Source organism: Deltaproteobacteria bacterium, from assembly GCA_029860075.1.
Taxonomy (GTDB): domain Bacteria; phylum Desulfobacterota; class JADFVX01; order JADFVX01; family JADFVX01; genus JAOUBX01.
In genome coordinates this window covers 1-21,336 of record JAOUBX010000076.1, presented here as the reverse complement: position 1 = coordinate 21,336, position 21,336 = coordinate 1, and the positions used below count along the sequence as shown (strand labels likewise).

General features: G+C 44.3%; 17 protein-coding genes, 1 tRNA gene and 1 riboswitch. Of the genes, 12 read left to right on the top strand and 6 right to left on the bottom strand.

Features of this window, described 5'->3' with window-relative positions; translation table 11 throughout:
* Positions 1–243: 243 nt before the first annotated feature.
* The 3 genes from OEV42_17765 to OEV42_17755 form a co-directional block, all read right to left on the bottom strand.
* Positions 244–1,266: a hypothetical protein gene (locus tag OEV42_17765; GenBank protein ID MDH3976123.1), complete on the bottom strand. Its 1,023-nt coding sequence runs from the start codon at positions 1,264–1,266 to the stop codon at positions 244–246.
* A gap of 26 nt (positions 1,267–1,292) precedes the next feature.
* Positions 1,293–2,294: a hypothetical protein gene (locus tag OEV42_17760; GenBank protein ID MDH3976122.1), complete on the bottom strand. Its 1,002-nt coding sequence runs from the start codon at positions 2,292–2,294 to the stop codon at positions 1,293–1,295.
* A 153-nt stretch (positions 2,295–2,447) separates the two neighbouring features.
* Positions 2,448–6,386: a MopE-related protein gene (locus tag OEV42_17755; GenBank protein ID MDH3976121.1), complete on the bottom strand. Its 3,939-nt coding sequence runs from the start codon at positions 6,384–6,386 to the stop codon at positions 2,448–2,450.
* Between the two features lie 262 nt (positions 6,387–6,648).
* Positions 6,649–6,731: riboswitch (cyclic di-GMP riboswitch) on the bottom strand.
* A gap of 294 nt (positions 6,732–7,025) precedes the next feature.
* On the opposite strand from OEV42_17755, the gene OEV42_17750 reads away from it, so the two are divergent.
* The 11 genes from OEV42_17750 (at position 7,026) to OEV42_17700 (ending at position 18,095) form a co-directional block, all read left to right on the top strand.
* The gene (locus tag OEV42_17750) at positions 7,026–8,555 is read left to right on the top strand and encodes a YifB family Mg chelatase-like AAA ATPase (GenBank protein ID MDH3976120.1); all 1,530 of its coding nucleotides are present in this window, start codon (positions 7,026–7,028) and stop codon (positions 8,553–8,555) included.
* A 288-nt stretch (positions 8,556–8,843) separates the two neighbouring features.
* Positions 8,844–10,319, top strand: coding sequence for a 4Fe-4S dicluster domain-containing protein (locus OEV42_17745; GenBank protein MDH3976119.1), 1,476 nt, complete (start codon positions 8,844–8,846; stop codon positions 10,317–10,319).
* Positions 10,316–11,386, top strand: a complete 1,071-nt coding sequence (locus OEV42_17740) for an RnfABCDGE type electron transport complex subunit D (GenBank protein MDH3976118.1) — start codon at positions 10,316–10,318, stop codon at positions 11,384–11,386. The genes OEV42_17745 and OEV42_17740 overlap by 4 nt, the downstream gene beginning before the upstream one ends.
* Positions 11,383–11,988, top strand: a complete 606-nt coding sequence (locus tag OEV42_17735) for an FMN-binding protein (protein ID MDH3976117.1) — start codon at positions 11,383–11,385, stop codon at positions 11,986–11,988. Before OEV42_17740 ends, OEV42_17735 begins: the two co-directional genes overlap by 4 nt.
* Positions 11,981–12,580 (top strand): electron transport complex subunit RsxE, encoded by a 600-nt coding sequence (gene rsxE / locus OEV42_17730; protein MDH3976116.1) that lies wholly within the window; start codon positions 11,981–11,983, stop codon positions 12,578–12,580. Before OEV42_17735 ends, rsxE begins: the two co-directional genes overlap by 8 nt.
* Before the next feature lie 140 nt (positions 12,581–12,720).
* A complete protein-coding gene (locus OEV42_17725; GenBank protein MDH3976115.1) occupies positions 12,721–13,302 on the top strand; it encodes an NADH:ubiquinone reductase (Na(+)-transporting) subunit E in 582 nt (193 codons plus the stop codon).
* A 143-nt stretch (positions 13,303–13,445) separates the two neighbouring features.
* Positions 13,446–14,540 (top strand): FAD-binding oxidoreductase, encoded by a 1,095-nt coding sequence (locus tag OEV42_17720; protein ID MDH3976114.1) that lies wholly within the window; start codon positions 13,446–13,448, stop codon positions 14,538–14,540.
* A gap of 260 nt (positions 14,541–14,800) precedes the next feature.
* Positions 14,801–15,616 carry an inositol monophosphatase gene (locus OEV42_17715; GenBank protein MDH3976113.1) on the top strand — a complete coding sequence of 272 codons (816 nt, stop codon included), beginning with the start codon at positions 14,801–14,803 and terminating at the stop codon, positions 15,614–15,616.
* Positions 15,616–16,236, top strand: coding sequence for a methyltransferase domain-containing protein (locus OEV42_17710; GenBank protein ID MDH3976112.1), 621 nt, complete (start codon positions 15,616–15,618; stop codon positions 16,234–16,236). Before OEV42_17715 ends, OEV42_17710 begins: the two co-directional genes overlap by 1 nt.
* A gap of 55 nt (positions 16,237–16,291) precedes the next feature.
* Positions 16,292–17,413, top strand: coding sequence for a site-2 protease family protein (locus OEV42_17705; GenBank protein MDH3976111.1), 1,122 nt, complete (start codon positions 16,292–16,294; stop codon positions 17,411–17,413).
* Positions 17,406–18,095, top strand: coding sequence for a glycerophosphodiester phosphodiesterase family protein (locus OEV42_17700; protein MDH3976110.1), 690 nt, complete (start codon positions 17,406–17,408; stop codon positions 18,093–18,095). Before OEV42_17705 ends, OEV42_17700 begins: the two co-directional genes overlap by 8 nt.
* On the opposite strand, the gene OEV42_17695 is transcribed toward OEV42_17700, so the two are convergent.
* From OEV42_17695 to OEV42_17685, 3 genes are all read right to left on the bottom strand, one after another.
* Entirely contained in the window at positions 18,077–19,267 is a 1,191-nt protein-coding gene (locus OEV42_17695; protein MDH3976109.1) for a YbdK family carboxylate-amine ligase, read from the bottom strand. The two genes, OEV42_17700 and OEV42_17695, sit on opposite strands and share 19 nt — an antisense overlap.
* Positions 19,233–20,414 (bottom strand): M20 family metallopeptidase, encoded by a 1,182-nt coding sequence (locus OEV42_17690; GenBank protein MDH3976108.1) that lies wholly within the window; start codon positions 20,412–20,414, stop codon positions 19,233–19,235. Before OEV42_17690 ends, OEV42_17695 begins: the two co-directional genes overlap by 35 nt.
* A gap of 198 nt (positions 20,415–20,612) precedes the next feature.
* On the bottom strand, positions 20,613–21,020 hold the full coding sequence (locus OEV42_17685; protein ID MDH3976107.1) for a hypothetical protein: 408 nt from the start codon (positions 21,018–21,020) through the stop codon (positions 20,613–20,615).
* Between the two features lie 174 nt (positions 21,021–21,194).
* On the opposite strand from OEV42_17685, the gene OEV42_17680 reads away from it, so the two are divergent.
* Positions 21,195–21,270: transfer RNA gene (locus OEV42_17680), tRNA-Phe, on the top strand.
* The last annotated feature ends 66 nt before the right edge of the window (positions 21,271–21,336 follow it).

The window sequence follows — 21,336 nt, the reverse complement described above, 5'->3', positions numbered from 1 at the left end:
CGTATCGACATTGGAGAACTCTTTCTTAAAAACTCGGAAAGTCCCTTCAATTTTTCCGATGTAAGGGGACAGGAGCATGCCAAACGGGCCCTCGAAGTGGGGGCGGGGGGCGGACATAATATTCTCACAACATGAACGCAATACAACCTTTGAATTTGAACTGGAGGCTGAATTGTGAGGGAACTTTACTTAAGCAGGTTAATTAAAAAAAGATCTTGTTAGAAGAGAGGTTATAAATTTACATTATTTTCGCCAAACCATAACCCTGCCATGCTCGGAGGTTACTTTAAACCTTTTCCCTGTTTCAATTTCAACGGCATATATGTCACCAGCTTCCCCTAGCCTTTCGTCATATACTAAATAATTATCATCGGGCGACCACAGGATTGGCGTTTCAATTATCATGTCCCCCGTTAATCGTTTATTCTCTCCTGTACTAATGTCATACACATATATGGAGTTTTTTAAAAATAACGTACTAAACTTCTTAGCTCCCTCCTTCCCTTCATAGCCCTTAAGGTAGGATTTATTATAATATGCCTCGACAGTTATATTTTGGAAATCACTCATCATCTTTTTTGTCGCTGCATCTACATTTTTTGACAAATAGGCTATCTTTTTGCCATCATTCGATACCGTAGGAGCAGTGCCGAAGTCTATTACCTTTCCCTCTGTCCCTTTGTCGAGATCAATTACAATGATGCTCAAACCTTTGGTGCCTACCGCCAATCTTCTACCATCCGGAAACCAGGAAGCCTTTGGGAAACATCGAATTGAGCTTTGAGAAGCCTTTCTATCCATACTACCATCGATATTAACCAAATAGAGATAGCAATCATTGAGCCAGTATTTTGTTTTTCTTTTTTTGTATTTTTGGAATATATATGAGATGGTATCCCCTTGCGGTGAAAAAGAGGGATGAGTCACATGATTTTTACTGGCAAGAGTTCGCGTCTCTTTCCCATCAGTAAAAAGTACCAACTCTGTTTTGCCTTTTCCCATTTTAGTTAGAGCAATTATTCTATCCATTCCATTTTGTGAAAGATCAAAATTCATTACCTCAAAGGGTCCCCTTTTTGTAACATCTTCTCTTTTGCCGGAACTCAGGTCGATTTTTTTGATAGAAAGATCAGATACAACTTCTATATAACCCGGCAGTTTTTTCCCGTAAAAATATGTTCCGGTTTTGCATGATGCAACGACCAGCAAAAGGGAGGTCACAACTGCTAAAATCCCGTTTTTTTTATATTTTGATATGTTTTGCATAATAGGACAGAAAAAAATCTCCGTTTTTATTTTCGCCAAACCATAACTCTACCATGCTCGGAGGTTACTTTAAACCTTTTCCCTGTTTCAATTTCAACAGCAAATATCTCATCAGATATCCCCCGCCTGTCATTATATATTAAATACTTATCATCAGGCGACCAGACTACAGGCATTTCCACTGTTATTTCTTCAGTCAGTTTCCTGCTCTCCTTCGTGGAAACATCGTAGAGGTAGATTGAGTTTTTGATAAATAATTTTGAAAGTTCCCACATTTCTTCATCTCTCTCATGCTTATCGAGAACGGTTTCCTTGTATTCTTTGTATGTTATATTCTTATAATCAACGATTTTCTTTTTTGTGGCTTCATCTGTATCTTTTGATAGATAGGCTATGGTCTTCCCGTCATTCGATACCGTTGGTGCACTGCCGAAATCTATTATCTTTTTCTCCGTACCCTTATCGAGGTCAATAATCCTGATAGTAAAGTCTCTGGTACCTACCGCCAACCTTCTGCCATCAGGAAACCAGGAAGGCCTGTGATAGTAAAAAACTGATGTCTCTGAAACCTTTTTATCTGTGCTACCATCAACATTGACGGTATATAGATAGCTATCAGTGAACCAGTATTTTCTCACCCTTTCTTTCTTTTGAAAGAGATACGCAATAGTATTACCATCCGGCGAAAAAGAAGGATAACCAACAAACTTTCTACGAACTACAGTTTTCATATCTTTTTCAGTGGAATAAAGTACCAAGCCTGATTTGCGGCCAATCCGTGTTGCGAACACTCTCTTTTTACCATCGGGAGAAACATCAAAACTTCCTATCGAAAAGTCTGATTTTCGCTTGATTATTTCTTTTACATTGCCAGACGATAAAGCTATTTTTTTAATACCATTATCAAAACTTATTTCGATATAGCCCGGCAGCTTATTCCCGGCCATATGCATTCCGGTATTACATGACACGGTCACCATCAGGGCAAAAACAGCTATTGCTGTAATAATTATTTTTTGAAGTAACATGTTATTAACTCCCAATTAAGTATGCCTCATTTTAAAGTCGTTGCAATAGTTTTTCCAACTTGTCCCCTACTTTATGGCAAGAAGTAGTTCCCCTTCCTTGGATGAAGAGGGGATCAGAAAGCACTAGAAATAATCTATACATTTATTTCTGCATTAATAATAGTACCCATTCATTTTATCTATTACCTCATCACGCCAGTCGTAGCAATTCCAAGTATATAACTTGTAAGTTTGAGATTTTTTTTGTTCTATCTTAATTATTCGTTCTACCTTCAACTCAAGGCAGGGGTCGTCTGTAACCGTTTCACAATCTGATTTAATTGGCTCGATTTTTATATAGCCCTCTACCCCAAAACCTGTCCAAGCAAAATAGTTATTTCTTGGTGCAAGTCCAAAACCCTGACCTTCATCCGGCGTCATACTATCAACCCATAAATAAACATGCTGATAGCCTAACAAACTGGCTACAACATTTGCAGCCCAACTTTCAAGGGGTCTTGAACATTTGGAGACTGCTTCTCCACTAGGGTCGATATCATTAACCGGGTTAGCCTTAACGTAAAGATAGAGATTAGTCCCATCCTTAAACCCTATCGGATCTTTTTGTGTGAACCTGCCCACATCCGCGTCATAGTACCTTGCCCTATAATAGTAAAGACCGAGCTCCTTGTCCCACTCTCTTCCGGTAAACCTGTAAGGTTGCTTAATTCTTCCCTTTTGGTTTTTTAATTTACCAAAATAATAATAGTCATATGTCTGTACATCATTTTGGTTATTATCTGACAAGGCTATTATGGAACCGAGAGCATCAGAGTGATAATAATAGGTGCCCATTTTATTTATTAAGGCTAATGGTTCATCTATGCCTGGACCATGAATATATCTATTACCAAGGTTTCCATTTTCATCATATTCAAATAAAATATCTTCTTTATCGTAAAAGTATCTTATTGTATTAGTCAAACCGTTTACAGTAACTTTTTTCTCAATACGTCGACCAAACGAATTATATTTAAAGGTCACATTAGTGGTTTTTTCTCCAGAAGTTTTTGTTACTTTAACCAAACGGTTCTCATAATCATAACTATATGTAATCGCGTTAGTGCCATTAGTTTTGAAAATGAGATTACCGTTCTTGTCATATTTATAATTGGTACCATTAAAGGTTACAAGCTGGTTACCTTCGTTGTAAGTATATACTTTTGAGTGCTCCGAGGTTAGCCTGTTCCCAACAGAATCATAAGTGTATATTTCTGTTTGCTGTTCTATTGCATTGGCAATACCTTGCGTAATACCAGCCCCACCTTTATGACTGGTGGTAGTGCTCCAGCCAGGGGTTGTGTAGTTTGCTTCCTTAAGCCTATAAATATTATCATACTGATAGTCTGCCTTTCTTTCATGACTCGTATTGCTTAGACGGTTACCTACGTTGTCGTGTGTATAAGCATTGCTAGCTACCAACGTACCATCCGATGCCAAATGTTCAATATTAGTCAGTCTGCTTTTGGCATCATAATTTGATATTGCTACTACTCCATTTGGATAAGTAAGTGAGCTTCTTCTGCCAAGTTCATCGTAATTAAATGTAAAAACCTCTCCACGTACAATTTCTTTTATATGGTTAGACTCATCATAAGTATAAGTTGTTATTTCGCCATCAGGAGAAATCATCTTGATTCTATTTCCAACCTCATCATACTCATACTTAATATGAAGTCCATTGGAATCAATCACAGAAGTTATCCTGTTGTTTACGTCATATGTAAATGAATAACCCATATCTTTATTGGCTGTAGTTACAATATTTCCTCTGGCGTCGAAAGTATAAACCTCAAGGCTATTATCAGGATATACTTTTTTAATGAGTCTTCCCATTTTATCGTATTCATAATATATTGTATTTCCCTCGGCATCGGTTTTGGAAATCATGTTACCCGCCAGGTTATATTCATATGTGATGCTATTCCCGAGCGGGTCTGTTTCCATTAGTAGTCTTCCTAAATAATCATAGTCAAAAATTGTTTTATTTCCGTTAGCGTCAGTTATGGATAAGAGCTTACCCTGATTAACACTGCTGCCACAGGTAGAACATCCATCACCCTCATAGTTGTATTGGGTAATATTTCCCAATGCATCAATTTCCTTAACCAATTTCCCTCGATTATTATATTCATAGTATGTAGTATTACCGTTAGCATCAGTTTGAGAAGCTCTATTACCCTTCTGGTCATAGGTGTATGTTGTCTCAACATTAAATGGATCTATAACCTTGATTAGTTGACCCAAACTATCGTATTCCATTTGTATATTGTTACTATTGGAATTGGTTTGGCTTGTCATTTTACCTTGCGCATTATACTCATATATTGTAGTTGCACCAGTCGGGTCTGTGGTTGTCTTGAGGTTATTCTGGTCATCATATGTATGACTGGTGACCCGCCCCATGGCATCAATAATCATCGTGACATTACCTCGTGTGTCATACTCATAACTCGTTATAGCTCCAGTGGGATCGATTTTCTGTAACAGGTTCCCCTCCTGATCGTATATAAAAGTTGTAATGTACCCCTCGGGGTCTGTTACTGAAGAAACCTTGCCATATTCTCCGAATGTATAAAATGTAGAGTTTCCCTCAGCATCTGTTTTTGAAGTCCTATTTCCATTTTCGTCATAAGTGGAGTAGGTCACATTTCCTGCCGGGTCTGTAGTGGATATTCGATTCCTGTTGTTATCATGAGTATACGCTGTGATCCCGCCTTCCGGGTCGACCATATTTGTCGTTACTCCAAGCAAATCATCATAAGTAAAGTTCCAAAGTCCTCCATCCTCAGCAGTTATTTTAGTTTCTTTATTCTCTTGGTTGTATTCTATGTGACGTGTGCTCCCATCATTTGATTCAGAAGATGTTACTCTTCCCTTATCATCATAATAATAAGTTACAACATAATTATTAAAATCAGTCTTCGAGTGAAGATATGACTCATCATAATAGGTGTACTTCCAACTTGCTATAGACCCATCTGATTGCGGATAAACTACTTCAATTAAATTACCGCTTCCGTTGTAATAAAAGCTGTATTTATTGCCGGAAGGCGACTCAATCATATTTATTAGACCGCTATCACTAATAGTAAATGTTGTTATCCGATTTTCGGAATCTGTAACAGAACTTAGATGGCCATCAATGTAGGTAAAAGTTAAGCTATTGCCATTCCTGTCCGTCACAGATAATATTTTGCCATCTCCGTTGAACTTAGTAACCCTGCCATCTTTACCTCTAAGTGTAAACAGACCATCAGTTTTTGTGAGAATTGAATAATCCCCTGGTGGGCTCACATAAACTATATCGTAATTCTCCGGTTCATTTGAATTATTGCTTGTATTATTCCCAAATAAACCTGAGTAATTAGAAAAATCACTTGAGTAATTGGCAAAGTCCCCTGAGTAGTTAGAAAAGTCGCCTGAGTAATTGGTAAAATCCCCTGAGTAGTTAGAAAAGTCACTTGAAAAATTGGCAAAGTCACTTGAGTAGATAGAAAAGTCACTTGAGTAATTGGCAAGCTGTTCAGTATCACCACTCGTATAGTTCTCAAGCTGACCAGAATCATTATCTTCTGACAAATTATAAAGTTTCATTTTACCCCTGGCATCTCTTAATAAAACATAGCCGGCTTCTGACTCAAAAACCCGTATATCATAACTATGATTCCACTTGCTTCCAAGGGATTCATTATATGAATTCAGGCTATTGTAGTAGAGAGTAAGCCCCTCAAAAAGAGATTGATCATGAGAGAGACCGCCATTTGAAATATTAACCGTAGAACCGATAATCATGTAAAGGGAACAATCTATGCAGTTCTCATCTACTATATCACGTGCATCACAGTTATTATTCTCACCATCACACAATTCTGTTGCTCCAGGGTAAATTAAAGGATTAGAGTCATCACAGTCTATAGGTGCTTGATCAGCGTAGTATCCATCTCCGTCATTATCAGTGGGTTCAGATGGTATAAATTCACAGGATCCTCCCCCACAAGAAGTTATAGTAAAAATAAAGATTATCTGAAAAACCCACCTATACTTTTTCATATTCAATCCCTCCCCAAAATTATTTTAGGCCTTATATCGTCGATTAAAAAAACATTTAGAAAAAAAGCCCCTATCCGGTTTTTTACAACGAATAGGGGCGCATTGATGATGAGGAATGTGAATTCTATTGAGTGGTATATGTTGTTGACATGGCTTTCAGGTATGTAGAAAGCTCCGGCAGTGAAATGCCTTGCAAGTGGATAAGAAAGTGCAGATGGTAAAAAAGGAAGAAAAAGAAATTTTGATAGATTGTTTTTCATCTTTCGGCGGTCCCTCTCTCCCGATTTATTTTCGGGACAGGTAACTTTGCGTCCTCCGGTCGCCCGGAGTTTGCCTTTTCGTTATGAACTTTTACCTTATACTATGTATTTCTGGATTTTTTCCTTTTAATATTTCAGATTAATCAAAGACCAATACCCCAACCTAAGGTGCTACTTTTTTCTGACTTAGTTAAAATCATAAGGCATTGAAAAATAAAATACTCGGCTTTTTTTGCTTTTTTGGGCAAAATTCAAATAAACATACTTTTAATGGGTAAATATATTGACCCCATAAATTTTCACAATTATTTTCTTTTTGCATTCCCGTGAATTCTATGCTAGATAGCTACAGACAAAATTTCAGGGAGAATAATAAATAATGATTTCAAAGGTTTTAAGCAGCGCAGTTCTCGGAGTTGACGCTTACATTGTCGAGGTGGAGGCCGATATTGCCCTGGGGCTGCCTGCTTTTGCTACTGTTGGTCTGCCTGACGGGGCCGTTAAGGAGAGCCGCGACAGGGTAAGGGCTGCCATAAAAAATTCAGGCTATGATTTCCCGCCACGGAAGATTACCGTCAACCTGGCGCCTGCCGATATTAAAAAGGAGGGGGCCGCCTTTGACCTTCCCATTTCCATTGCCATACTGGCCGCTACCTCTGTCATTTTACCAGCAAGGCTTAATGACTACCTGCTTATTGGCGAACTCTCCCTCGATGGCAAGGTGAAACCTGTCAAGGGAGCGCTCCCTATTGCCATAGAAGCCAAAAAAAGGGGTTTCAGGGGCGTTGTTCTTCCTCTCGAAAATTCACGTGAGGCGGCCGTCGTTACCGGTATAGAAATACTTGGAGCCGGGACTCTTTCCGATGTCGTCCGCTTTTTAAACGGTGAGATGGAGATAGAAGCGAGCCGTATCGACATTGGAGAACTCTTTCTTAAAAACTCGGAAAGTCCCTTCAATTTTTCCGATGTAAGGGGACAGGAGCATGCCAAACGGGCCCTCGAAGTGGGGGCGGGGGGCGGACATAATATTCTCATGGTCGGTCCTCCGGGTTCGGGAAAGACGATGCTTGCCAAGCGGATACCGACAATTTTGCCTCAGCTTACCTTTGATGAAGCCATTGAGACAACCAAGATTCACAGTATTGCAGGAAATCTCAATGAGGAAAGTTCCCTTATTGCGCTGCGGCCTTTCAGGGCGCCCCACCATACCATTTCCGATGCGGGCCTCATCGGCGGTGGGCAGGTGCCGAGACCGGGTGAGGTTTCCTTTGCCCACAACGGACTTCTTTTTCTTGACGAGCTTCCTGAATTCAAAAAGAACGTGCTTGAAGTGATGCGCCAGCCGCTGGAAGATGGCCTTGTAACCATATCGCGGGCAGCTACGACCATTACCTATCCGTCGAGCTTTATGCTTGTGGCGGCCATGAATCCCTGTTTTTGCGGCTACAGCACCGATCCTTTCCATGACTGTACCTGTACGCCTTTGCATGCACAGCGATATAAAAGCCGTGTTTCAGGCCCCCTCCTTGACCGGATGGATATTCAGATTGAAGTGCCTGCCGTAAAATATAAGGAGCTTTCAGATGAAAGGGACGGCGAACCTTCTGAAAAGATAAGAGAGAGGGTTAAGCGGGCAAGAGAGATACAGGAAGCCAGGTACAGGGAAAAGAAAGGGGTCCATTGCAACGCCCAGATGTCGTCAAGGGACGTAAGGACTTATTGCAAGCCTACGGAAGAGGGGCATAAGCTGCTGGAAACAGCCATTGACAAGCTCGGTTTTTCAGCCAGGGCCTATACGCGGGTGCTGAAAGTTGCCAGGACCATAGCCGACCTGGAGGGGGCAGAGCAGGTTCAGTCGGGGCATATTTCGGAGGCCATACAGTACAGGAGTCTGGACAGGAACAGTTAAGTTTAAGAACCGTTTTTGATACAGATTTATACAGAAAAATTATGATGCTTTATAATTAGGCAAGCAGAAAATAAATGACGGACTTTAAAGAAAAGTCTTTATCACAAGATTTATAAGCTGCCTCTTTCTCTGTCTTGCAGCTCGTATCTGCGTAAACCATAAATGATCAGTGAAAATCTGTGTCTAATCTCTTCTGTCCCCTCCAAAAACCAATTAACTTGAAACTCCCTCCTTCACCTGATAGTCTTTCTTATTGAACCTGTCCTTTATTTTTCTGAGGCGTGAAAAATGTTTTTCCAGTCAAGGAGACTGTTAAGAAGCGGCTACCATTTCGGCAAACTTCATGGCGGGGACTATTCGGGCCCCATTGAACGAGCCGAACTGCCGGATAAGGTTATCATCCCCCTCAAGCAGGGTTTCAGCGCTGAAACCCTGTCTCTCGTCAAAAAGGGCGATCATGTCAGGGCAGGCCAGATCATTGGCCGCGACGACCATAGCTGGTCTTCTCCCGTCCACTCATCCATTAATGGTGTCGTTGAGTATTTTGAATCCTTCATGGAAGGCCATGAGCCGCACTATGGTGTTGTCATTCGCCGGGACCATAAGGATGAAAGGGGCTATGTACCTGTTCCGGGGGGTGGGTCGGCAGACAAAACGGCAGATGAGATCAGTGAAATTCTTTACCTTGCCGGTGTTACTGCACTCGGTTCGACGGGAATCCCAAGCTTTCACCATACGTCGGATCTAAAGCCTGATGGGGTGAAGGGTCTTGTCATCAATGGTCTTTCAGGGGAGCCCTTTTCTCTCCCCCAGGAGCAGCTTCTTAAGGAGAGGTTGAAGGATTTTGTAACAGGGCTCAAGATTCTTAAAAAACTTTTTCAGCTTGAAGGTAATATTCATATCACCCTTGGAAAGGCTTCAGCTCTTGCAGAGGAGATAAAGAAATTCAAGATAAGTGGGATTGTAGTTCACACCTTTCAAAACAAATATCCCTTCCATATGGACGCCATCATCAGCGAACTGACGACGGGCAACAAAGTACCTGCCGGGGGGACGCCTTCCGAAATCGGTCTTGTTGTTCTCACAATACAAGATGTGCTTCATGTTTATGAGGCCCTTGTCATCGGTAAGCCGCTCATAGAAAGGACCATTGCCATTGGTGGCCCCGGTGCTGAAAAAAGCAGGCTCATGAAGGTTGCCGTGGGCTCGCCTGTGGAATGGCTGCTTCTGGGCAATATAAAAGTGGGGGTGGAAGAACGCATCCTGGTGGGAGGAGCCATGCGGGGAGCGCCTCTTGAGAGTGCAAGGCACCCTGTTGAGCGGACCTTTTCGGCGCTTACGCTCCTTGAAGAGAACAGGGAGCAGGAGTTCCTCTATTTTTTAAGGCCCGGTTTTGACCTCCTTTCCTATTCGAGGGAATATATTTCCTCTTTTTTAAGGTTTTTCACAAGGCGGGCCGAAACGAACATGCAGGGCGAAGGCAGGGCCTGCATCTATTGCAGCTACTGTGAAGATGTCTGTCCGAGACAGCTCGTGCCTCACCTCTACAGCCGTTACATCAGGCACGATATGGCTGAAGAGGCCATAAAATATGGTCTTGAATTGTGCATCGACTGCGGTCTTTGCACCTTTGTCTGTCCCTCCAAGATTCTCCTCGGAAAAGATATTATTGAAGGAAAAAAGTCGCTTGAAGAAAGGGGCAGGTGGTCTCACCCCAAAGGACTTGGAAAGCTGGAATCCCTGGAAACCGAGAGCGCGCCATGACGGGATTGATCAAAAAAATGCTTGAAACCGCCTCCGGCCGGCTTGAAAAAAGTCGCTTAAAACCCTTAAAACCACTTCTCAATGCCGTCGATGGCTTTTTCTTCCGTGGCGATGACGTTACGGTCGGCGCTCCGCACATAAGAGACGGCAATAACTTAAAGCGTATGTTCATTTTCGTCGTCTTTGCTGCTCTTCCTTCAGCAGTGGCAGGGATTTACTATTTCGGTTGGCGGGCTGTACTTATCATTGCCATTTCCTATATGGTGGGCCTCACTGTAGAGATAACTTTTGCCGTCATCAGAAAAGAAGAGATTAGTGAAGGGGCCTTTGTTACCTGTATCCTCTATCCTCTCATTCTTCCTCCTGACCTTCCCCTATGGATGGTGGCGCTCGGTATTTTTATGGGTGTTTTTTTTGGCAAGGAGGTTTTTGGCGGCACGGGCTATAACGTCTTTAACCCGGCACTTGTGAGCCGTGTCTTTCTTTACATCTGCTTTCCCGTTGCCATGACGGCTAACTGGACTTCGCCTATGTCAGGCTGGGGTGGATTGATGACTTACCAGGGAGACGCAATTAGCGGTGCAACACCGCTGGCCCTCTACAAGATGAAGGGGGAACTGACGCCGCTGTGGGACCTCTTTTGGGGAAATGTAAGCGGCTCTTTAGGGGAAACGTCGGCCTTTTTAGTGCTTATTGGAGGCATGTTCCTCCTTATTACCAGGGTTGCCGACTGGCGTATACCGCTCTCCTTTTTGGGAAGTGCGCTTATATTTTCCCTTATCTTTCACGCAGTCAATCCCACCCTCTTCGCTCCGGCAGGGTTCCAGCTTCTTTCAGGAGGAATGCTTTTCGGCGCTTTTTTTATGGCCACCGATCCCGTGACGAGCCCTTTCACCAAAGAGGGCAGGTGGTTTTTTGGCGCTGCCTGCGGACTCATTACTATCCTTATTCGGGGCTATTCGGGTTATGCCGAGGGGGTCATGTTTGCCATTCTGTTTATGAATATCTTTTCCTCACTCATCGACCGTATTGTTCTCGGTTACCGCTACAGAGAGGTCAGGGTATGAGAGAAAAGATTCTCATTGTTGTCGTTCTCTTTGCCGTTTCTGCCGTGTCAGCCCTCATGCTGGCTGCCGTCAATGCCGCTTCGCGCGATATTATCATTAAAAACAGGGAGAGGAATTTTAAAATGGCCTTGCTTTCCGTTCTTGAACTTGAAAAGACAGAAAGGGAGCTCGAAGAAATTTACAGGGAAAGAATAAAGGAACAAAAGCTCTCCGCAGGAAAGGTCTATTTTTTTATGGGAGGAAAGGATAACAACGTAATAAAAGGAGCAGCTTTTAAGCTGACAGGTTCCGGTTTCTGGGGGCCCATATCGGTTATGGTCGGTGTCAGCATACCGGGGCTGAAAATCACAGGAATTGAAATTCTCGAGCAGGGAGAAACGCCGGGACTGGGGGCGAGGATAGAGGAACGTCATTTCAGGGAACAGTTTTTATCAAAAAGCCTCAATGAGGTGATTCTCATAAAAGTAAGAGGCGAAAAACCCGGTCCAAATGACGTATCAGCAATAACGGGGGCCACCATTACCAGCAAGAGTCTCGAAAAGATCATCAACGAGGCGTCACGGCCTTATATCGATTCCTTAAGAGAGATAAATCATGGCTGAGTCGGCAGCAAATATGAAAAACATCCTTACTCGCGGAATAATAAGGGACAACCCCACTTTCCGTATGGTGCTCGGTATTTGCTCCACCCTGGCTGTGACTAACAGGGTGAGTAACTCCATTGCCATGAGTCTGGGCACTGCCTTTGTCCTCCTTTCAAGTTCTCTCTCTGTATCGCTTCTTAGAAACTACATCCCGAGAAAGGTAAGAATGGCCGTTTATACGGTTATTATCGCCACCTTTGTTGTTGTTGTCGATATATACCTGAAGGCTTTTTACCCGCTCATCAGCAAACAGATCGGTCCCTATGTAGGCCTCATCATTACCAACTGCATCATCATGGGAAGGGCCGAGGCTTTTGCTTCCGTCAATAGACCCTTTCCTTCAGTACTGGACGCTCTTGGTGTGGGGATAGGCTACAGCTTTTCCCTCCTCTTGCTGTCATCCATCAGGGAGCCCCTCGGTTTCGGAACCTATCTCGGGTATGCAGTATTTGGTGATTGGTGGGAACCCTGGGTGCTTATGGTTATGCCACCGGGGGCTTTTCTCGTGCTGGGGCTTTACATATGGATACTAAGAACGGTATCCCGGTGATAATAATAATTTTTTTGAATGATATTATTTACCACCCCCGGCCCCTCCTAAAATAGGAGGGGGGAATGCTAACCTCCCCTCCTAGATAAGAAGGGGACACAGGGGTGGTTGACAGGAACTATGAAATATAAAGGTTAACAATGGACATTACAGCAATCTTTATAGCCTCCATATTTACCCATAATATAGCACTGGCCTATTTTCTCGGCATGTGTCCTTTTATTGCCCTTTCAGGGGATTTAAGGACAGCCTCGGGTATGTCTATGGCTGTGACCTTCGTCATGACCATTGCCGCTGCCGCCACATGGCCTATTTACCACAAGCTGCTCGTCCCATTTGAGGTGGAATACCTCCAGTATGTTCTCTTCATTCTCGTTATTGCGGCGCTGGTGCAGATTGTGGAAATGGTTATCGAGCGGTCTAGCCCTGTGCTCTATAATTCAATGGGTGTATTTCTCCCTCTCATTACAGTCAACTGCGCTATTCTTGGCGTGACGTTATTTATGATCGTAAGGGATTACAGCTATATGGAGAGCCTCGTCTACAGCTTTGGCAGTGGCATCGGCTGGGGCCTTGCTATCCTTGCCATGGCTGCCATTCGTGAACGCCTCCGTTTTGCCAATGTGCCCGAAGGGCTGAAAGGACCGGGTATTACCATGATTATTGCAGGCCTCATGGCTATGGGATTTATGGGCTTTGCCGGAATGCTGAATGTACAGTAAGGCCGGAAACAGCCGCTGGGTTCAGTAGCGTCCGCTTAGGAAATGACAATTCTTTTGCATCATTTTAAATAGAAATTGTTGATGCAAATTTCTAACCGGACAATGCGGAGCTGGATCATGGTTTCCAGGTTAAAGGAAGGATTATGGAATATGTAACACCGGTCATCATTATGGGGGGCGTAAGCCTCTTCCTGTCCTTTGTCATTATCGTTGCGGGCAGATACCTTGCCGAGTACGGTCTTTGCACTATTACCGTTAATGATGAAAAAACATTGCAGCTGACGGGAGGGGAGAGCCTTCTTTCCTCTCTTTTTACGCAAAAGATATTTATTCCTTCCGCCTGTGGCGGCAAGGGGAGCTGTGGTTACTGCAAGGTAAAGGTTGTGGGAGGTGGGGGAGGGCTGCTTCCTACGGAGTTACCCTACCTGAGCCCTCAGGAGCGGGAGAATCATGTGAGACTTTCCTGCCAGGTGAAGGTAAAGAATGATCTTAATATTTTAATACCGGAAGAATACCTCTCCATCAGGGAGTATAAGGCAAAAGTCAAAAAAAGCAGGGACCTTACTTATGATATTAAGGAGATCCGTTTTCAACTCCTCCTTGTTGATCAGCCTGAGTTTAAATTTAAGCCGGGCCAGTACATCCAGTTTCACGTACCCAACTCAAAGGGAGAAATTATTTACCGGGCCTACTCCATATCATCACTCCCTTCGACGCCCGGAGAAATCGAGCTTATTGTCCGCCTCGTACCGGGTGGAATAGGTTCAACCTATATTCACAACCTGAAAAAGGGGGACGAGTGCCTTATCAGCGGTCCCTATGGGGAATTTTTTCTAGATGAACGATCCGATGCCGATGTTATCTGTGTGGGGGGCGGCGCAGGCATGGCGCCCCTTAAGTCGATTATCTATTCTCTCTTCCATAGGAAAACAAAGCGAAAAGTCTATCTCTATTTTGGTGTGAGAGCCACGAAAGACCTTTTTTATGCGGAAGAGTTTGAGGCCCTTTCCAGGGAACACCCTAATTTTCATTATGTCTTCGCCCTCTCTTCACCGGAAGAGACCGATGAGTGGGAAGGGGAAACAGGTTTTATCCACCTTGTTCTCGACAAGCACGTGGAAGAAGGCGTGCAAAAGGAAGCCTATCTCTGCGGGCCACCGGTCATGATCGATGCCGTCATCAAGGTGCTAAAGGAAAAAGGCATCGATGATGACCGCATCCATTACGACAAGTTTTAACCCGCATTTGTTACGAGAGTTCGTTTTGGGGTGGATAAAAGCTGATATGGGCGCGCCATTTAACTGCCACAGAAAAGAGGCGGTGGAAAATGGCTTAGGCGGCCCCTTTCTCATTAATTATTTTGACATGATTCTGCATCTTTATAGAATATTACTCTTTTCGATTTCTTCTCTGTGTTCTCTTTTTTTGTTGTCATAGCGGAATTTAAGTAAATATTATTTTTTTATGAAAGTAATTAGTACCTTTATGGTAGTATTTTTTGATAAACTGTTTTTCTCACATGATTAAGGGAGAAGAGGAAAAATACCTGGAGGCGGCAAAAGAGGCTGTTTTTAAAGCGGGTGAGGAGATCCTTCTTGTTCTCGGTGACGAGGGGAGGCAGATCGATTACAAAGGTGAACTCGATCTTGTTACCGAAATGGACAGGTATTCGGAAACCCTGATCAGAGAGCTTCTTACCCGTCGATTTCCTCATATTGCCGTTCTTGCAGAAGAAGGGGGCGTTTTCGGAGATGATTCGGGCGCCAGGTGGATAATCGATCCCATCGACGGGACGACAAGTTATGCCCATGGCCTGCCCCACTTTGCCCTGTCTATCGGCCTTGAAGTAGAAGGTGTTGTCAGGGCGGGTGTTGTTTATAACCCTCCCTTAAAGGAGTGTTTTACGGCAATAAAGGGTAGGGGGGCCTATCTCAACGGCAGGGAAATTGGTGTATCGAAGACGAGTGAACTGAAAAGATCCCTTCTTGCCACAGGCTTTCCCTATGACAGGAAAAGCAATGACAACAACAACCTGGATAAGTTCGGCGCTTTTTTGATGAAGATCCAGGGAATCAGGAGAATGGGATCGGCGGCCCTCGATCTTTGCTATACGGCAGCAGGAAGGTTTGACGGCTACTGGGAAATGAGGCTTAAACCCTGGGATACGGCGGCAGGCTTCCTCATCCTGATGGAAGCCGGTGGAGTCATTACCGATTTCAGCGGGAATGAATACAGCATTTACAGCGATGAACTGCTTGCAAGCAACGGTCGCATACATAATCAGATGTTATCAGTCTTAAAGGAGTTGGAATAATGGATATACATTCTATCGAGAAGGCTTACCAGAGATACGCAAATATTTACGATGTCACGTTCGGTAAAATATTTCATCGGGGAAGGGTCGCTTCCGTGGATCTGCTCAACATTCAGCCCGGAGAAAAGGTGCTTGAAGTCGGTGTGGGAACGGGGCTTACGCTTCCCTTTTTCCCGGACAACTGTCATGTAACGGGCATTGATCTTTCGGAGCATATGCTCGACAAGGCGAGGGAGAACATCGAACTGCACGGAAAGCAAAACGTTGAAATAAAACAGATGGATGCCACCCACATGGACTTTCCCGATAATCATTTTGATTCTGTTGTCGCCGCCTATGTTATCAGCGTTGTTCCCGATCCCGTCAAGGTACTCAATGAGATGATGAGAGTCTGCAAAAAGGGCGGCAAGATTGTTTTTATTAATCACTTCAAATGCGATAACCCTGTTATTGCCGGTCTGGAACAGCTCATTTCGCCTCTTTCCAGGTATCTCGGATTCAAGACAGACCTGGAGCTTGAGCCCTTGCTGGAAGAGATCCCAAAGCTTCAGGTCGAAAAAATTGAGGGGGTCAATCTCTTTAACTACTGGAAAGTGGTTGAAGGTATTAACAATAAGTAGCTTATGATTGAATGACCTTGAGGAGGGTGGGTTTCAAATATGGCGGGAATGACAGGTGTTTGGTAAAAGTATAAGGCTGGCCAGGGTCCTGGGTATTTCGATAGAACTGGATCTAAGCTGGTTTATCATATTCTTTCTCGTTGCCTTTAGCCTCACAAGGGGATACTTTCCCTACTATTATCCTGAAATAGCCCGAAGCAATTACCTTTTTATGGGGGTCATTGCGGCAGTCCTCCTTTTTCTCTCCGTTCTTCTGCATGAACTTGCCCATTCCATTGTTGCCCTAAGAAATAAACTTCCCATCAGCAAGATTACTCTTTTCATCTTTGGCGGCGTAGCTTCTATGGATGAAGAGCCAAAAACACCGGGCGTTGAGTTCAGAGTTGCCCTGGCAGGCCCTGTCAGCAGCTTTGTTCTCATGTTCACTTTTAACTTTCTTACGCGTATTGTTCCCCAGGGGGGAGTATTCTATGCCATCTTTGAATATGCGAGCTTTATTAACGGCTTTCTCGCTTTCTTTAACCTTATCCCCGGTTTTCCTCTTGATGGCGGCAGGTTGCTGAGATCGGCCATGTGGTACTTTACAGGCAGATTCAAGGCCTCCACATTGACGGCAAGTTCTATAGGAAAGGGTTTTGCCTTTATTATGATGGGCTTTGGTTTTCTGCAGGTCATGACGGGCCATTCCTTTAACGGCCTATGGCTCATACTGATCGGTTTTTTTCTTCAAAATGCGGCGGAAGGCAGCTACAGGCAGGTGATTATCAGGGAATTCCTGGCAGGCCTCCTGGTGGAGAAGGTGATGAACAGGAATGTCTATTCCGTTACAAAAGAGATGAACCTTGCCAGGGTGGTCGATGAATATTTTGTGGCCCATCATTGCAATAATTTTCCCGTCCTTGAAGGTGAGACAGTGATAGGGGCCATCAGGATATCAGAAGTTAAAAGGGTTCCCCGGCCGGAGCGGGAGATGACAAGGGTAGAAGATATTATGGAGAGGGATCTCTCACTTTTTCTTATCAGGCCCGATGATCCTGTGGAAAGGGTTCTTGAGCGGATGGTAAGGAACAATATGGGCTGGTTTGTCGTTGCCGATGAGGATGTCAGCCTCTGCGGTGTTCTGACGCGAAGCGATATTATGCATCTCTTGCAGATCAAAACCGGCCTCGATGAGTAGAGCGTTTATAAAAATAGGCCACAGGGGAGCATCGGCTTATGAACCGGAAAATACGCTTCCCGCTTTCTCGAAAGCCATTGAGCTGGGCGCAGACATGATAGAACTTGATGTTCATCTTTGCCGGAGCGGTGAGCTTGTCGTTATTCATGATGAGAATGTTGAGAGGACGACAAACGGCAGCGGGCTTGTGCCGGACATGATACTGGAAGCATTGAAAAAACTGGATGCAGGAAAGGGCGAGAGCATTCCCCTCCTGAGTGAAGTGATAGACCTTATCGATAAAAGGTGCGCCTTGAATATAGAGCTTAAAGGCAAAGGGACGGCCCTGCCCGCAGTCAGGATTGTTAGCGCTGCGATAAAAGAAAAGGGCTGGTTAAAAGATGATTTTCTTTTTTCGTCATTTAGCAGGGAGGAATTGATCGCCTCAAGAGAGGCCTTTTCAGACATAAAGCTTGGCCTTAATATTGCTGAAGTTGCCGATGAATTTTCTTCTTTTGCCAACGATTTGAGCCTATTTTCTATTCACCCCGACGCCCATATTGTAACCAAAGAACTGGTTGGCAGGATTCACAAGCTGGGCATGAAGGTATTTGTCTGGACCGTCGACGATCCCCGGCAGATAGCGTGGATGAAAAAGCTTGGTGTTGAAGGGATTTTTTCCAATTATCCCGACAGACTGTGATGATTTTCTTTCAGTGAATTCGTGTAATTTAAAAGCTCCTCTTCCAGCTCCTTTACCAGCGAGGCTGAAACGGCCTTCAGTGATCCCCTTTCTTTAAATACCTTTCGCTGCTCTGTTGTGCTGGTTCCTTTTTCGAGGATCTCTTTTACATGGTCAAGATGTTTGAATGCCCCCCCTATATCGTCTGAGTTTTTAATCGAGTCGATTGTTAGATCGATAATATCCCTCGTGGGGCTTGTATTCCCGCTGTTGTCCAGAATATATGGAGAATCAATTCCGCTTCTTGAGGCCATAAAGTGGTTTTCTCTCTCCACCCAGTAAGGGGTGAGAGGCAATAGCTCAATAATGTTGGTTTTATCCCTGCTTTTTTTAATGCCTCCAACGGTGAGATAGACAAAAGCGGCAAGGGCCAATGTTTTTCTCAACGTAGGCTGACCATCCATGACCCTTACCTCAAGTGTTCCCATGTCCGGCCGTGGCCTCATGTCCCAGTGCAGGTCTTTTACCGTCACGTAGGCGCCGGCACGGGAAGCCCCTTCAAAGAATGAAGTGAAATCATTCCAATCCTTAAAGTAATGGGGAAGGCCATAGCTTCTCATGGAAGCAAGAAGCCTGTGGCGGTATGAGGCGTAACCGCTTTCGTGTCCCCACCAGAAAGGGGAGCTTGCAGAGAGTGCAAGAAAAAGGGGGAGGTAGGACCTTAGTCTTTTCATGACATATATCGCCTCTTCACCTGATTTCATGCCAATGTGAACATGGAGAGAGTAGGTCCTGTGGATATGGGCCAGGTAACCTGTTCTTTTTTCAATTTCCAGGTACCTCTTTGTGGGTGTTATCCGGGCGAGACGCTTGCAGAAGGGATGTGTGCCACCGCCGGAAAGGGTCATCCCCAGCTTGTTGCAGCTGTTTTTTACTGTTAATATTGTTGAAAAAATATTGGACTGCAGTTCATTGAAATTTTTGCATATTCCTGTTGTGACTTCTATTGTTTCCTGGTTAAACTCAGCCTTTATCAGATCGTTTCCTTTATTTTCTTCCAGGATGGGGAGTATTCCTTCAACTAGATTCATTGACGCGGGATCAAGGAGCTGAAGCTCCATTTCCAGACCTATATTTGTGCTTTCCGAAGGTTTGAATTCAAGAAGTGACATTGTCGTTTTTAGTAAATTCATCTATTGCGATCCTTGCGACTGCATCGAAAAAGGATGCCCCTACTTTAAGGACTTCCTCATCAAAGTCGAAGGAAGGACTATGAAGAGGGATATTTTCCCATCCTTCGCGGCGTCCGCCGAACCTGACATAACAGCCCGGTTTTTTCTTCAGATAGTAGGCAAAGTCCTCGGAACCCATACTGGGGTAATCCATTTCAAGGGCTCCTTCTTTACCGAGGATGGTGACGGCTGCCTTTTTTGCAATAGCGGCTGCTTTTTCACTATTTACGACAGGCGGGTAGCCCTCCCTGATTTCAACGGCAACATTGGCATTGTGGAGCTGCCCTGTTGCGGCGGCCATCCTGTGAAGTCCGTCTATAATATGTTTCCTCACTTCAGGCATGGTTGTTCTGATCGTTCCCATGAGCGTTGCCTTTTCTGCAATAACGTTTCCCGCACTTCCCGCTTCGATGCGTCCAATGGTGATGACAGAAGGATGGGCGGGATTGATCTCGCGGGAAACAAGTGTTTGAATAGCTGAAATGAGGAGGCCGGTAACGACAATAGCATCAACGGCTTCGTGAGGTCGGGCGCCGTGCCCCCCTTTGCCTTTTATGGTTATGACAAAACTGTCGGACTGAGCCGTTATTATACCCTTTGCCACCATAATTTCTCCAACCCTGTAATGGCGTGTTATATGCCCGGCAAATATTGCTTTAACCTTGTTAAGAGCGCCATCCGCTATCATTCGTTTCGATCCTCCCCCCTTTTCTTCTGCCGGTTGGAAAACAAGGACCACATTCCCTTTGGGGGGGGCTTCTTTCAATAGCGCCGCAGCGCCAAGCAAGATGGCCATATGTCCGTCATGGCCGCATACATGCATCTTTCCCTCGTTTTTTGAAGAAAAAGAAAGTCCCGTACTTTCATCACCCGGCAGGCCGTCCATGTCGGCTCTAAGCGCCACTGTCGGGCCATTACCGCTGACTATTCCCGCAATGACTCCGCCGCCGACTCCGCCATAGTTATAGGGAATGCTCAAACGATCAAGTTCGGCCATAATCAGTTGGGCTGTTTTTTCTTCTTTAAAGGCAAGCTCAGGGTATTGATGGAAGGCCCTTCTCAGTTCCACCATCCGATGGAAGATCTTTTCCGACTTAAGGTTTTTCATTTATTTGCCCCTTTCAATAAATCGTACTCGATAAAGAAAGAGGATGCAAAAGGCGCCGCTTTTAGGGCAGGGGAATTACTCAGGTGGTGTGAAGCATGAAAGCGATTTTCTTTTTTTATGCAGGGGCGTTACCCTTTCAGGCCTGGTATTAAAATAAATTAATGACGGGCCCGGGTTGGTGCCCTCCCTATGGAGAGGCTACTTGCTTTTCTTCATCCCTTCCATGAAACTGTCACGAAACTTGTCGTAGGCCTTGCTGGCTTCTTCGTCCTTCATTGCCGTTACATAGGTGCTGATAATTCCCACAAGTCCCATCTGGCTGTCCATGGGAAGGCAGTGAAAGAGTTTGATGAGGTTGTTGTTCAGTGTCGTTGGTAATATGGGAGAGACTTTATTGCTTGCCTTTCCCTCCCTTTTAAAAATGAGATCAAGGGAGATATTTTCATCGCTGCAAAACTGCAATACCTTTTCGTAGGGAATATTGTCATTTTTTTTTGCAGCGCTTAACGCATTGACATTCCAGCGGAGGGCTGTGGCAACATCCTCGTCACTGGTAAAGGTTTTTATCTTTTTTATTCGTTCGACGATCTCGGAAAATGAATACATATTTACCGTGATTCCCCCTGTATTGTTTTTTTGAATTTGATTCTATCCCAGAGTTGTTTCAGGGTCAATGGATAATATAATAAAGATTGAGTATCTAACGAAATCTCTTGACAGTCAAGGCGTTTTTGTATAAGTTATGTCCTCCATTTTTGCCGATCATCTGTCATCTACAATGCCCAGGTAGCTCAGTCGGTAGAGCAGAGGACTGAAAATCCTCGTGTCGGCAGTTCGATTCTGTCCCTGGGCACCACTTTTCACATCCAAGACAAGGATTTCTCCTCGTACCTCTCGGAGATCTCCGAATCCCAATTTATTA

Bases quoted from the DNA above. Each gene is read 5' to 3' on its own strand.
- OEV42_17700 (MDH3976110.1), top strand. From the start codon at position 17,406: ATGAGTAGAGCGTTTATAAAAATAGGCCACAGGGGAGCATCGGCTTAT.
- OEV42_17725 (MDH3976115.1), top strand. From the start codon at position 12,721: ATGGACATTACAGCAATCTTTATAGCCTCCATATTTACCCATAATATA.
- OEV42_17720 (MDH3976114.1), top strand. From the start codon at position 13,446: ATGGAATATGTAACACCGGTCATCATTATGGGGGGCGTAAGCCTCTTC.
- OEV42_17765 (MDH3976123.1), bottom strand. From the start codon at position 1,266: ATGCAAAACATATCAAAATATAAAAAAAACGGGATTTTAGCAGTTGTG.
- OEV42_17710 (MDH3976112.1), top strand. From the start codon at position 15,616: ATGGATATACATTCTATCGAGAAGGCTTACCAGAGATACGCAAATATT.
- OEV42_17755 (MDH3976121.1), bottom strand. From the start codon at position 6,386: ATGAAAAAGTATAGGTGGGTTTTTCAGATAATCTTTATTTTTACTATA.
- OEV42_17695 (MDH3976109.1), bottom strand. From the start codon at position 19,267: ATGAATTTACTAAAAACGACAATGTCACTTCTTGAATTCAAACCTTCG.
- OEV42_17685 (MDH3976107.1), bottom strand. From the start codon at position 21,020: ATGTATTCATTTTCCGAGATCGTCGAACGAATAAAAAAGATAAAAACC.
- OEV42_17735 (MDH3976117.1), top strand. From the start codon at position 11,383: ATGAGAGAAAAGATTCTCATTGTTGTCGTTCTCTTTGCCGTTTCTGCC.
- OEV42_17740 (MDH3976118.1), top strand. From the start codon at position 10,316: ATGACGGGATTGATCAAAAAAATGCTTGAAACCGCCTCCGGCCGGCTT.
- OEV42_17690 (MDH3976108.1), bottom strand. From the start codon at position 20,414: ATGAAAAACCTTAAGTCGGAAAAGATCTTCCATCGGATGGTGGAACTG.
- OEV42_17760 (MDH3976122.1), bottom strand. From the start codon at position 2,294: ATGTTACTTCAAAAAATAATTATTACAGCAATAGCTGTTTTTGCCCTG.
- rsxE (MDH3976116.1), top strand. From the start codon at position 11,981: ATGGCTGAGTCGGCAGCAAATATGAAAAACATCCTTACTCGCGGAATA.
- OEV42_17750 (MDH3976120.1), top strand. From the start codon at position 7,026: ATGATTTCAAAGGTTTTAAGCAGCGCAGTTCTCGGAGTTGACGCTTAC.
- OEV42_17745 (MDH3976119.1), top strand. From the start codon at position 8,844: ATGTTTTTCCAGTCAAGGAGACTGTTAAGAAGCGGCTACCATTTCGGC.